Annotated in this window: 13 protein-coding genes; 12 read left to right on the top strand and 1 reads right to left on the bottom strand. The window is 44.9% G+C overall.

Annotated features, from left to right (window positions below):
* The first annotated feature begins 166 nt into the window (after positions 1-166).
* Positions 167-2,980 carry a TonB-dependent receptor gene (locus tag MUK70_RS20965; protein ID WP_234654985.1) on the top strand — a complete coding sequence of 938 codons (2,814 nt, stop codon included), beginning with the start codon at positions 167-169 and terminating at the stop codon, positions 2,978-2,980.
* 46 nt (positions 2,981-3,026) lie between these two features.
* Positions 3,027-4,364 (top strand): beta-helix domain-containing protein, encoded by a 1,338-nt coding sequence (locus tag MUK70_RS20960; RefSeq protein WP_234602772.1) that lies wholly within the window; start codon positions 3,027-3,029, stop codon positions 4,362-4,364.
* Positions 4,365-4,446: 82 nt separating this feature from the next.
* On the opposite strand, the gene MUK70_RS20955 is transcribed toward MUK70_RS20960, so the two are convergent.
* On the bottom strand, positions 4,447-5,943 hold the full coding sequence (locus MUK70_RS20955; RefSeq protein ID WP_234654984.1) for a M14 family zinc carboxypeptidase: 1,497 nt from the start codon (positions 5,941-5,943) through the stop codon (positions 4,447-4,449).
* Between the two features lie 275 nt (positions 5,944-6,218).
* On the opposite strand from MUK70_RS20955, the gene hisH reads away from it, so the two are divergent.
* From hisH to MUK70_RS20905, 10 genes are all read left to right on the top strand, one after another.
* A complete protein-coding gene (hisH, locus tag MUK70_RS20950) occupies positions 6,219-6,809 on the top strand; it encodes an imidazole glycerol phosphate synthase subunit HisH (protein WP_234654983.1) in 591 nt (196 codons plus the stop codon).
* A gap of 10 nt (positions 6,810-6,819) precedes the next feature.
* Positions 6,820-7,542, top strand: coding sequence for a 1-(5-phosphoribosyl)-5-[(5-phosphoribosylamino)methylideneamino]imidazole-4-carboxamide isomerase (hisA, locus tag MUK70_RS20945; protein ID WP_234654982.1), 723 nt, complete (start codon positions 6,820-6,822; stop codon positions 7,540-7,542).
* A gap of 2 nt (positions 7,543-7,544) precedes the next feature.
* Positions 7,545-8,318: an imidazole glycerol phosphate synthase subunit HisF gene (hisF, locus tag MUK70_RS20940; protein ID WP_234654981.1), complete on the top strand. Its 774-nt coding sequence runs from the start codon at positions 7,545-7,547 to the stop codon at positions 8,316-8,318.
* A gap of 83 nt (positions 8,319-8,401) precedes the next feature.
* Complete coding sequence (gene hisIE / locus MUK70_RS20935) at positions 8,402-9,031, top strand: bifunctional phosphoribosyl-AMP cyclohydrolase/phosphoribosyl-ATP diphosphatase HisIE (protein WP_234654980.1); 630 nt, start codon at positions 8,402-8,404, stop codon at positions 9,029-9,031.
* 13 nt (positions 9,032-9,044) lie between these two features.
* The gene (locus MUK70_RS20930) at positions 9,045-9,380 is read left to right on the top strand and encodes a phage holin family protein (protein ID WP_234602766.1); all 336 of its coding nucleotides are present in this window, start codon (positions 9,045-9,047) and stop codon (positions 9,378-9,380) included.
* A gap of 60 nt (positions 9,381-9,440) precedes the next feature.
* The gene (locus MUK70_RS20925; RefSeq protein WP_234654979.1) at positions 9,441-9,779 is read left to right on the top strand and encodes a phage holin family protein; all 339 of its coding nucleotides are present in this window, start codon (positions 9,441-9,443) and stop codon (positions 9,777-9,779) included.
* A gap of 97 nt (positions 9,780-9,876) precedes the next feature.
* Complete coding sequence (locus MUK70_RS20920; protein ID WP_234602764.1) at positions 9,877-10,290, top strand: hypothetical protein; 414 nt, start codon at positions 9,877-9,879, stop codon at positions 10,288-10,290.
* Positions 10,287-11,060, top strand: a complete 774-nt coding sequence (locus MUK70_RS20915) for a phosphoglycerol geranylgeranyltransferase (RefSeq protein WP_234654978.1) — start codon at positions 10,287-10,289, stop codon at positions 11,058-11,060. The genes MUK70_RS20920 and MUK70_RS20915 overlap by 4 nt, the downstream gene beginning before the upstream one ends.
* A gap of 43 nt (positions 11,061-11,103) precedes the next feature.
* Complete coding sequence (locus tag MUK70_RS20910) at positions 11,104-11,391, top strand: hypothetical protein (RefSeq protein WP_234602762.1); 288 nt, start codon at positions 11,104-11,106, stop codon at positions 11,389-11,391.
* A 68-nt stretch (positions 11,392-11,459) separates the two neighbouring features.
* Positions 11,460-12,074, top strand: coding sequence for a SprT family zinc-dependent metalloprotease (locus tag MUK70_RS20905; protein WP_234654977.1), 615 nt, complete (start codon positions 11,460-11,462; stop codon positions 12,072-12,074).
* Positions 12,075-12,111: the final 37 nt, after the last annotated feature.

The raw sequence follows: 12,111 nt of genomic DNA, 5'->3' as shown, positions 1-12,111 counted from the left end.
CAGCATTTACATGGCGTAAAGCAGCACTATTTAGGGAAGGTTGCCAAATATTGTATTCACAATCACGCAGTTACGTTTTCTGACAGTTAACAATTAGATAACATTAAGAAAATCTGGGAGTAATGTAGCCACCCTAGTTTTGTGTCGGAAATCATTCTGACACAATATGAAATCAAGATTTTTAGCATTTATCCTCCTATTTTTCTCGGCCTCCGCGGCCTTTGCGCAGACAGGTTCCATTAAAGGAACGATCGTAGACGCCCAATCCAAAGAACCTGTTATCGGTGCAAGTGTAGTCCTGAAAGGCAGTACACCACCAGTCGGCGCTTCTTCCGACATTGAAGGCAAGTTTGACTTGCCAGGTATTCCAACCGGAAAACAAACTGTGATCGTAACCTACGTTTCTTACAAAGCTAAGGAGATTGAGGTTACAGTTTATCCAAATCAGACCGTATTAATCAACACTACATTAGAAGAAGATGTTGCCAATCTGACGGAAGTAAAAATCGTAGGGCAGCGCCAGACATTCACGGACGTTTCGGTCATCACGGAAATCAAACAAGCAGAACAGATCGCAGTCGGAATTTCGGCGCAGCAAATCCAGAGGTCGCAGGACCGGGATGCTTCGCAGGTAATCCGCCGCGTTCCGGGTGTATCTATCCAGGACGACCGGTTTGTCATTATACGTGGATTGAACGAGCGTTATAATACAGTAATGCTGAATGACGCGATCACGCCTTCTACCGAAGTTGATGTGAAATCTTTTTCCTTTGACCTTATTCCAAGCACAGCGATCGACCGGATGTTGATCTTCAAATCGGGAGCACCTGAACTTCCGGGCGAATTTGCCGGTGGGGTTATCAAGATCTATACCAAAACCATCCCTGATGCAAATGGTTTTACAGTGGCTATTTCTCCGGGTTTTAGAGCTGGGACGACTTTCAGCAGTGTGCTGGATCACAAAGGTTCGTCACTGGACTGGATTGGCTTTGGCGCAGGAGACCGGAAACTTCCCTCTTCATTTCCTTCGGCGGGACTTGTCAATGCAAATCAGCCAACGGAAGCAACATTCAATGCATTCCGCAATCTGCCCACTTTTGTTGATACCTACACAAAGACCGTTGCCCCGGATTTGCGCGTGTCGCTGGGTTATAACAACAGCATGGATCTTGGGCGTTTGCGCTTGACCACGTTTAATAACCTTAGTTATACCAACGCAAACCAGGTTACACCAACGCTGCAATCACGTTATCTGGCGTTCAACAACGATTTGCAGGAATCGCAGATCGAGACTAGCTATAATGACCAGTTTTACGGACAGAACACACGGTTAGGCGTCATGTCCAACTGGGCTTTGATTTTCAATCCGCAGCACAAAATTGAGTTTAGAAACCTTTTCAACCAGCTTAGCAGCAAGGAAACAACATTCCGCCAGGGTTTCAGCAGGGATAATGAGCGAGATGTACAGAACTATGCATACCGTTACGAATCAAAAAGCATTTACACAGGCCAATTAAGCGGTACGCACGAAGTTTCAGGAGCATCCACATTGAAATGGACCGGTGCATTTGGTTATACCAATCGCGACGAGCCGGATTTCAGACGCTATGTAACAAGTCGTAACATTGGCACGAATGATCCATTTACTGTGGAAGTTGTTCCCGGTAACAACGCGAGTTTAACACGTGGCGCACGTTTTTATTCTAATCTGAGAGAGCTTGCATCTTCTTTCCGGGTTGACGGCGAGCACCGCATCGAGCGCGGCGGATATGAGGGAGAGGAAAATATGCAGATCAAACTTCGCGCAGGACTGTTTGGAGAATACAAAGACAGGAATTTTGCAGCGCGGTGGTTCAATATAAACAATCCGGGTGGCATTCCTGCGGAGATCATGCGATTGCCGGCAGATCAATTGTTCAGTAATGAGAACATTGCGGCAAACAGATTGCATTATGGAGAAAGAACCAACACAGATGACAAATATGACGCGCAAAACACGCTTCTGGCTGCTTATATAGGTTCTTACATTCCCTTTACAACAAAATTCAATGGCTCGTTTGGTGTCCGGGCAGAGCATAACCGCCAGCAATTGCAAAGCCAGCTTCGTGGCAGTGGTGCACGTATAGACGTGAACAACCCGATTTTACGCTTCCTGCCATCGGCTAACCTGGCGTATAACTTCACTGAAAAATCATTGCTGCGTGTGGCATACACCATGTCGCTTAACCGACCTGAGTTCCGTGAGCTGGCTCCGTTCACTTATTATGACTTTGCATTCGATGTTTCCCGTGTAGGTAACCCGAACTTAAAAACGCCAACGATCCAGAATGTCGATCTTCGTTATGAATTTTATCCAAGTGAAGGAGAAGTGATTTCGGTTGCCGGATTCTACAAACATTTTAAAAACCCGATCGAAACAAGAGTGCGCTATTCGGGATCAGGGGTGACTTTCTCGGTAGACAATGCAAAAGAGGCGTATGCAGTAGGAGGGGAAGTTGAAGTGAGAAAATCGCTGAAAAACCTGACAACATCTTCTCTGGTGGATAACCTGACACTTATCCTGAATGCTTCGGTGATTAAGAGTGACGTGCTTACAGGTTTTGCCGGACAGGAAGAGAATCGCCAGTTACAAGGACAATCTCCTTATCTAATCAATACAGGACTTTACTACAATGATGTCAACAGAGGATGGCAGGTTAACGTGCTGTACAATGTGGTAGGAAGAAGAATCTTCCTCGTGGGCGACAAGGAAGTGCAGCCTACCGTTTACGAACAACCTCGCAATGTGCTTGATTTCAACATTATCAAAGCACTTGGACCTCATCTCGAACTCAAAGCCGGTATCCAGGACATTCTTAACCAAAAATTCAGACTGGTGCAGGATAGTAACCTCGACGGGAAAATCACAGACATAGACGATTCCTACCAGTCTTTCCGCCGCGGGTCGTACACCACAGTAGGTATCTCTTACAAATTTTAAACACAGTACAGTACCAATTAATTAAGTTAATCAAACCAGACGTTCTATGAAAAATTTAGGTAAGCTATTTAATATCCTGATGATCGGATTATTGTTGACAGGATTCTCTGCCTGTAATGACGACGATCCAGATCCGGTGGTAGAACCGCCCGTAGCAAATGAAATCGTAAAAGTATCAGGCAGTATTACAGCTAATACCAACTGGACAGCAGACAAGCAATATTTAATTACTGGATTTGTATATGTAAAAAGCGGTGCAACATTGACTATCGCTCCAGGAACTATCATTAAAGGTGACAAAGATTCAAAAGGTGCGCTTTTTATTGAAAGAGGTGGTAAAATTATGGCAGTAGGAACTGCAACACAGCCTATCATTTTCACTTCTAATCAAGCAGCAGGTCAGAGAAAAGCAGGTGACTGGGGAGGATTGGTAATCCTTGGAAAAGCGCCTGTAAACAAAACGCCGGCTGTGGTTGAAGGAGAAGAACTTACTGAGTTTGGCGGCACTGAGGTTGCAGACAACTCTGGCGAGCTGAAATATGTTCGTATCGAATTTGCTGGTATCGCTTATGCTTCCAATAAAGAAATCAACAGCCTTACAATGGGTGGTGTTGGTTCAGGAACAAAGATTGAATATGTACAATGCTCATACGGCGGTGATGATTCTTTTGAATGGTTTGGTGGAGCAGTAAATGCTAAACACCTGATCTCTTACCGCGGTCTTGATGACGATTTCGATACAGATAACGGATTCAGCGGATTGGTGCAATATGGTTTGATCCTCCGTGACCCGGCAATTGCTGACCAGGCTGGTGATTCCAACGGATTTGAATCAGATAACGATGCAAACGGAACCGCTACATTGCCTCAGACTACTGCGAAATTTGCGAACATTACAGTTGCTATGGCTGCCGGTGAACCGGATGGTAAATTCGCTTCTGGCGCAAGGATTCGTCGTAACTCTGCCATTTCTATTTATAACAGCGTATTTACAGGCTCATGGCCTCGCTCAGGTGTTCGTGTTGAAGCAGCTTCTTTGCCTAACTTCACAAGCGGCCTGTTGAAACTTGATGGTGTACATGTGGCATTGTCAGGAACGCAGTCAAATGGTGCAGTAGAAGGACTTACAACTGCTCAGTTCGCAACGGGTGCTAAAAATAGTGTTGCAACGATTGCAAGCCTTCTGTTGCCAGATGGATACAATTCAATCACTGCGAAACCAGGTGTATTGCCAAAAGCAGGTTCTCCACTTTTGACTGGCGGAGCTACTTTGCCAGCAGGATTTGAAGCAACTACTTACGCAGGTGCATTCAGCACGACAGACTGGACTGAGGGATGGGCTAACTTCGATCCTCAGAATGCTGATTACACATTGAAAAAATAATAGTCTTATATAATTGGTGTCAGAATTTAAAAAGGCCGGAAACGTATGTTTCTGGTCTTTTTTGTTGATCTAGCTTCTGGGTTTACTCAATTATCCCATTCCCGTCACCGGCTTCAAAATCGTCCAGATCATACACAAAACCATTAATAACCGCATACTTCACAACGCGGCCTTTTTTGAGGATAAATGTGGCCGTATTTCCTAATCCGGGCGTTCCGGAAGGTGCAGCCTGGCCGCTTCTGAGCACGTGTAATGGCGTTGTTGTAAAATAAAGTCCAAGCGCCCGCGTGTTGGAATCTGACGTCAAGCGGACGTAGGTGTAACCCTGTTTAAGCAGGCTTAATGCATTGAGCTTGCTGACTTCGCTGACATTCTTATAGGTTGTGGGATAGACTTTTCCTTTTTCAATGGTCAAGCCCTTTGCATCAATTTCTTCACTGCCGAATTGCGGATGCAGGTCGCCGAAATCTTCTATTTTGCTGTAATAAAAGAACTTGGTTGCATTGGAATAACTTACTTCATTACGGTTGATCCCCAGATCTGCCAAAAACGATTTTCCTGACTGCTTAACCGTTGCATTGCGGACCACAAGATCGTAGACCCATTTGCCGTTTTCAGGGATTTTGTAATAATCGTCACGTTTTTCTTTGGTCAGGGAGTTGTCTGCAATTTTATTCAGCGCAGACAGGATCGCCATGAAATTGAGCTTCCTGATGTATTGTTTCTCAGGATCGCCCACATAACCGCCCGATTCGATCAAAACCAATGTTGTGCCCCATTTCTGCACATTGTCCCCAAATCCACGTGGTTCATGATCGTCCGCGTAACGTGCCACCTGGCCCGGGATGTATTTTTGTAAAACCTTATTCATGCCCACGATCAGCTGCATGGATCGCTCGCGGACAGGGTTAATGGAAAGTTCGTAATCATAGGAAGTCGCCAGGAAGGAAATCGTCGCAACTTTGGCGCTTCTGCCAGCCGAATAGCGTGGACTCTGGTCGTGCAAATTAAATCCGTAGTCGGGCTTTAATTTATCTACCAACCCTTTCAGAACAACAGCTTCCGGCGTTTGCCGTGACGCTGCATCGCGGTTCATGTCGATGCCCTGCATGGTGCGGCGCTGGTAACGTTCGGCGCCGTCGGGGTTGAGCATGGGGACAAAATATAATGTTGTGTTTTCAAGCAGATCTTTGCGGAAATCGTCGAATCCATCGTTTTTGCCTTCCAGAAAATTGAATATGTCAAAGCTCGCCATGGTGGCAGTTGGCTCATCGCCATGCATTTGCGTCCATAGGAGCACTTTTTTCTTGCCTGTCCCTACTTTGATCATTTGTAATGTCCTGCCTTCGAAGGACTGACCAACGGTTTCGATGTTGTAAAGCGGGTTGCCCTGGCGTTTGGCAAGGAGCGGGAGAATGTCTTTTTGTTTGAAGCGACGCTGCGTTAATGTGGTTTCGCGGTAAGTGTCGTGAATCTTGAAAAGCCGGTCCGGCAGCTCATCTTTTTGTGCCTGGGAAGTAACAGTGGTCAAGGTAATAAAGAAGAAAAATAGTTGTGAAATGAAAATTCGCATGATCATACAAAGCCGTTTTGTAATCGCAATGTACAAGAAATTTCTAAGCAAATTTTAATGTAATATTTGTACGTATGGTTTCTAGTTATGGCAATTATTATTACATTTGTGCATGTTTAAAGCTGAAACAAATCATCATTTTCATCAAGGCCATCTGGCTTTCGGACGTCTTGGGTGATGTGTTTTTGCAAGTAGTGTTGTAATAAGGTTGAATACATAGTATCCCAGAAGCCCGATTTTCAAAAATCGGGCTTTTTTTGTTTTGCCTCAAACCACATGGAATGAAAACAGTAATAATCAAATATAACGCTGGCAATGTGCAGTCTGTCATGTACGCGCTGGACCGCATTGGCGCAAGTTACTTGTACACGGACGACGAGGAAGAAATCCGTTCGGCGGACAAGGTGATCTTTCCGGGCGTTGGAGAGGCGAGTACGACGATGAATTACCTCCGGAAAGTCGGGCTCGATAAAGTCATCCCAACATTAAAGCAGCCTTTCTTTGGCACTTGCATCGGTATGCAGCTCATGTGCCGTTTTTCAGAAGAAAATAACACAGAATGCATGGGGATTTTTGATGTAGACGTAAAGCGGTTCCCTGCGACTCCCGACCTGAAAGTGCCGCATATGGGCTGGAATAATATTACCGATTATCAAACTCCGCTCACGGCCGGTTTGCCCGACAATGCGTATGTTTACTTCGTGCACAGTTACGCCGCGCCGGTTTGTAAATACACTGTGGCGAGCTGCGAATACGTGCTGCCGTTCAGTGCAATGCTGCATAAGGATAATTTTTATGCCGCCCAATTCCATTGCGAGATCAGTGGCGACGCAGGCCAGCAGATCATCAAGAACTTTTTAGACACCGTATAAAACCGTTGAAATGATTGAAATAATACCAGCCATTGACCTGATCGAGGGAAAGTGTGTGCGCCTTACCCAGGGAGATTACGGACAAAAAACCATTTATAATGAAAATCCGTTAGAAGTTGCCATGCAATTTCAGGATGCCGGACTGAGACGCTTGCACCTGGTGGATCTCGACGGCGCGAAGGCCAAGAAGGTGGTGAACTGGAAAGTTTTGGAGAAAATAGCTTCAAAAACTTCACTCAATGTTGATTTCGGGGGCGGTGTGCAATCGGATGCTGATTTGAAAGCGGTTTTTGAAAGCGGTGCAAAACAGGTTACCGGCGGAAGCATTGCTGTGAAAAATCCCGAAGTTTTCCTGAACTGGCTTTCTGTTTATGGAGGTGAAAAGATCATTCTGGGGGCCGATGCGAAAAAAGAAAAAGTGGCGGTAAGCGGCTGGGAAGAGGGAACGGAGATCTGGGTTTATGATTTTGTTGAAAATTATGTTGATAAAGGCGTAAAGTACACGATAAGCACGGATGTGGCGAAGGACGGGCTGTTGCAAGGGCCTTCATTTGATTTGTACAAAAATTTGCAGGATAAATGTCCTGACCTGAAAATCATCGCCAGCGGCGGCATAAGTGGTTTGGAAGATGTGGAAAAGCTGGCAGAAATGAACATTTACGGCGTTATCATCGGGAAAGCGATTTACGAAAACCGGATCAAGCTGAGTGAGTTACAGCGTTTTTTAAATTAATTATGCTAACAAAACGAATCATTCCATGCCTGGACGTGAAAGACGGGCGGACGGTTAAGGGAGTCAATTTCGTCAATCTGCGCGATGCGGGAGATGCGGTTGAGTTAGGCGCGTTATACGCAGCCCACGGCGCGGATGAGCTTGTTTATCTGGACATTACGGCCACGGTTGACGGTCGTTCCACATTCATTGATCTGGTCAGGAAAGTTGCGCACACCATTAACATTCCATTTACCGTAGGCGGCGGGATTTCTTCGATAGCGGACGTTTCTGCATTGCTGCACGCCGGGGCGGATAAAGTATCGATTAATTCGGCAGCGGTTAAAAATCCGGATCTGATCAATGAGCTTTCGCTCGAATTTGGGAGCCAATGCATTGTGGTGGCCATTGATACGCGTTACATTGAAACCGGGAGTGGATATGAGCACATTGTGCATACACATGGCGGTCGCAAACCAACCGAACTTCGAACCATTCCATGGGCTAAGGAAGTGGAAGACCGAGGCGCAGGTGAAATTTTGTTCACTTCCATGGACACCGATGGCACGAAGGCAGGATTTGCATTGGAACTTACGGCCATGATCAGTGGCAACGCCAACATCCCGGTAATCGCTTCTGGCGGAGCGGGCAATATGGAGCATTTTTACGATGTTTTCACAACCGGAAAAGCCGATGCCGGCCTTGCAGCAAGCATTTTCCATTTCCGGGAAATTGATATTCCAGACTTGAAAAAATTCCTTTACGACAAAAATATTCCGATGCGCATGACGCGTTAGCGGCTGGTTTTGTTAACTATTACCGGTGTTATGGATTAAAATAGCCGGAAACAATGCAACTTTGTCCAAATGACTGATTTAAGATGAGCGATACATTTTCAACAATTGAATTCGATAAATCCCCGGACGGGCTCGTGCCGGCCATTATTCAGGATTCTAATACAAACAAAGTGCTGATGCTCGGTTATATGAGCGATAAAGCCCTGGAAAAAACCAAAGAGCTCGGCACAGTGACATTTTTCAGTCGCAGCAAGCAAAGGCTATGGACGAAAGGTGAAACCTCGGGGAACTTCCTATTTGTCAATGAAATATCAGCAGATTGCGATGGAGATACGATCCTGATCAAGGCGACTCCTGCTGGTCCCACGTGTCACACTGGAGCAGATACATGTTTTGGGGAAAAAAATAGTCAGGATACCCGAATCGGGGAAGCGTCTTTTCTCAATTATCTGCAAAAGGAAGTGATTCGCGAAAGAAAATTAAATCCCCAGGAGGAGTCATACACAAGCAGCCTGTTTCGCAAGGGAATCAATAAAATCGCGCAAAAGGTTGGAGAGGAAGCAGTGGAGGTTGTGATTGAATCCAAGGATGACGATGACGAGCTTTTTAAAAACGAAGTGTCTGATTTGCTTTTCCACCTTCTGGTGCTTTTGGAACAGAAAAACATTGACTTAGATGAGGTAATTGGCGTACTTCGTAGCCGTCACCAATAAAAACGGACACATTATGAGACTAATAATACGACTATTAATCAGCACATTAGCAATCCTCATAGCGGCTAATCTGATTCCAGGTGTTGTTGTGGCGAGCACCACTACGGCCATTATCGTTGCGATCGTGTTGGGAATTCTGAACACCTTTTTAAAACCGGTGTTGCAGATTCTGGCCCTGCCGATCACCATTATGACGCTGGGCCTTTTCTATTTCATAGTCAACGTTTTTATAATTTACATTGCCACTTACCTGGTTTCAGGGTTCTCCATAGACGGATTTATTCCTGCGTTGCTATTCGGTCTTGTTGTTTCTATTATTTCCGGAATTCTTGGTATGTTTTTGGATTAGTGTATAATTCCAGCTCCGTAAGAGCCTTAAATTGATACACATGAATGAAAAATACTGCTTATGCTTAGTCAACTAGAGGAAATTAAGGACACGCTTTTTAAGTATTTCGAGACCCGTATCGATTTATTTAAAATTGAAACGAGAGATAAGATCGAACGCGGAGTCGTAATGGCGTTATATGGAGCTATTTTGCTTTGTATCGCCCTTACCGTACTGATCCTGCTGGTAATTCTTCTGGGAACTTTTCTGAACAAATGGCTTGACAGCGACTATCTGGGATACCTGATCCTACTTGGCGTCTTTGTTTTGAAACTGGTAATCTGGATTGTTTTCAGAGACAAGCTCATCGAGTTTATCCGCGGAATTATTGTTCGTTTTGTTAAGGTTAAAGAGGATTAACACTTTTGAAGTAGTATTTTGGGAAAAAATTCACTCAAATTGCTATTTTTGGGTTCCTTTTGAAAAATTCTCAGGTCATCATTAAACTAAAAATGAAATGAGTTCTTCAATAGATTCGTCCGTAAAGATCACTAAGCCGTTCTCTTCCGATACGGATAAGGATAAGCAAGACTTATTGCTCGATGCAGATCTTTATAAGGATAAGCTGGAATTGCAATGGAGCGGTTTAAAAACGGATGCGACCGAATATGGAAAAAAAGCGTTGATCATTGGTGGTGTGGTGGCAACCACATATGTCATTATGAATGCTATTTTACCAAAAAACAAAAAGGAGAAAAGGGCAGAGGCTGAGGCATTTGCAGAAGCGCAGGCTTTCAAAGCAGGTCAAGCGGAACAAAAGAGTAAATTTGCGGTTGGAGCAGTGGTTCAAAGTTTAGCCTGGACATTGGCTGTGGGTTGGGCGCGCCAGAAGCTAAAACATTTAATTGCAGATGAAAGAAAAACCGAATGAAAACAGCGAATCATAAAATCGCAGACCTCCTTTCAGTAAGAAAAATAGAGAAAAGGAAATCGTTTGCTGTTCTCTTGGATCCTGACAAAGTTAATTTATCTACTTTCCCGAAATTCCTGGAATATGCGGCCGGGCATGGCGTTGACTTTTTTTTTGTTGGAGGAAGCCTGATTACCAATTACGCAATTGACCAGCTCATTGCAGCTATACACGAGCATACAGACATTCCTGCTATCCTTTTTCCCGGAAGCAGCTTACACATTGACCCTTCCGCAGATGCGGTTCTGCTGTTATCATTAATTTCAGGCCGTAATCCTGAGCTGCTTATAGGTCAGCACGTTATCGCGGCACCGTTACTAAAGAGGAGTGGGATTGAGGTGTTACCGACAGGCTATCTTTTAATTGAAAGCGGAAGGCTTACCACCGTTTCATACATCAGTAATACTACACCTCTTCCCAGAGACAAACCAGGCATCGTAGCATGCACGGCACTTGCAGGTGAATTTCTAGGTCTTAAACACATTTTTCTGGATGCCGGCAGCGGCGCGCAGTTCCCCGTAACATCGGAAATTATACGGGCTGTTCGCGAGACGGTGGACACTCCCATTATCGTAGGCGGAGGCATTGACTCCTATGAAAAAGCCGATGCAGCCTTAGGTGCTGGCGCGGATGTAATTGTAGTGGGTAACGGAATAGAACAAAACCCGGATCTGCTTCCCGAGGTCGCGGCATGCGTAAAGGCTTTCAATAGAAAAACAGAAAGCGTTTAAGGAAACAATAGGAGATTTTATTGTACAAAATAAAGGGATTTGGGTGTTTTCTAAGGAAATTTTAAGTTCTTGGAAAAATACAATAGCAAACGTTGGGAATATTCGATTTAATCCTGCTACATTTGTATCGAACCTTAATTACACCCAAGAAATGAAAAAAATATTTGCACTTGCGTTTGTTGCCGGGATGGTAACTTTCGCTGCTTGTACTAGCAAACCAGCTGACGAATCTGCTGATACTACTGCTGTAACTGTTGAAACTCCTGCAATTGATACAACTGCGGTTGATACAATTGCTGTTGATTCAGCTGCTGCTGATTCAGTGAAGTAATTAGACGTACAAGTCGAAATTGGTGAAAAGCGCTATGAAAATAGCGCTTTTCTTTTTTTATTTAAGGAATGAAAAACATATCCTTCGGCCTCCATGTTCCACAGGCGGCGGTCGCATATTGCGAGGAGTTACACCAAATTTATAAGTTCGATTTCTTTCTATCGCGTCCCCGGCGCACCAGACTGGGTGATTTCACGGTAAAGCCCGGATACGTTCCCAGGATCACCGTTAATGCTAATCTCAATACATATAATTTTCTGATCACCTATCTGCACGAAGTGGCCCATTGCGTGGTGCATTTGAACTATAAAGTGCGGCTTAGAAAGCGCGTTGCGCCGCATGGAGCGGAATGGAAGCGGGAGTTTGGAAAATTATTGCAACCGGTGTTGAACGAAAATCATTTTCCGGCAGATATTCTCGAAGCATTAACTCGTTATGCTAAGAACCCGAAGGCGTCTACCGGCGGCGACCAGATTCTTTTTAATGCGATTCGCAAATACGATGATCAGGAACTGAATGCGTCCAGGGTAGCATTGGTCCAACTTCATGAAGGAAGCAATTTCGTATTTCAGAACAGGTTATTCGTCCGTGGGTCGCTTAGAAGGACACGTGTGCTTTGCACGGACAAAGCTTCCCAGCGTCTTTACACCATTCCAGCCCATGCATTGGTTGAAGCATGTTAGTTTGTGTAGTTATATAGCCAGGGCAGCGTTTTGCTGT

Source organism: Dyadobacter chenwenxiniae, from assembly GCF_022869785.1.
In the GTDB taxonomy this organism is placed as follows: Bacteria; Bacteroidota; Bacteroidia; order Cytophagales; family Spirosomataceae; genus Dyadobacter; species Dyadobacter chenwenxiniae.
Note: the sequence above shows the minus strand (reverse complement) of the source record. Positions and strands in the feature narration are given on the sequence as shown.

What these genes read in the sequence shown, in the direction of transcription:
- MUK70_RS20930 (WP_234602766.1), top strand. Translation starts at nt 9,045, where the DNA reads ATGAGACTAATAATACGACTATTAATCAGCACATTAGCAATCCTCATA.
- hisF (WP_234654981.1), top strand. Translation starts at nt 7,545, where the DNA reads ATGCTAACAAAACGAATCATTCCATGCCTGGACGTGAAAGACGGGCGG.
- MUK70_RS20915 (WP_234654978.1), top strand. Translation starts at nt 10,287, where the DNA reads ATGAAAACAGCGAATCATAAAATCGCAGACCTCCTTTCAGTAAGAAAA.
- MUK70_RS20920 (WP_234602764.1), top strand. Translation starts at nt 9,877, where the DNA reads ATGAGTTCTTCAATAGATTCGTCCGTAAAGATCACTAAGCCGTTCTCT.
- MUK70_RS20925 (WP_234654979.1), top strand. Translation starts at nt 9,441, where the DNA reads ATGCTTAGTCAACTAGAGGAAATTAAGGACACGCTTTTTAAGTATTTC.
- MUK70_RS20960 (WP_234602772.1), top strand. Translation starts at nt 3,027, where the DNA reads ATGAAAAATTTAGGTAAGCTATTTAATATCCTGATGATCGGATTATTG.
- MUK70_RS20965 (WP_234654985.1), top strand. Translation starts at nt 167, where the DNA reads ATGAAATCAAGATTTTTAGCATTTATCCTCCTATTTTTCTCGGCCTCC.
- hisA (WP_234654982.1), top strand. Translation starts at nt 6,820, where the DNA reads ATGATTGAAATAATACCAGCCATTGACCTGATCGAGGGAAAGTGTGTG.
- hisIE (WP_234654980.1), top strand. Translation starts at nt 8,402, where the DNA reads ATGAGCGATACATTTTCAACAATTGAATTCGATAAATCCCCGGACGGG.
- MUK70_RS20905 (WP_234654977.1), top strand. Translation starts at nt 11,460, where the DNA reads ATGAAAAACATATCCTTCGGCCTCCATGTTCCACAGGCGGCGGTCGCA.
- MUK70_RS20955 (WP_234654984.1), bottom strand. Translation starts at nt 5,943, where the DNA reads ATGATCATGCGAATTTTCATTTCACAACTATTTTTCTTCTTTATTACC.
- hisH (WP_234654983.1), top strand. Translation starts at nt 6,219, where the DNA reads ATGAAAACAGTAATAATCAAATATAACGCTGGCAATGTGCAGTCTGTC.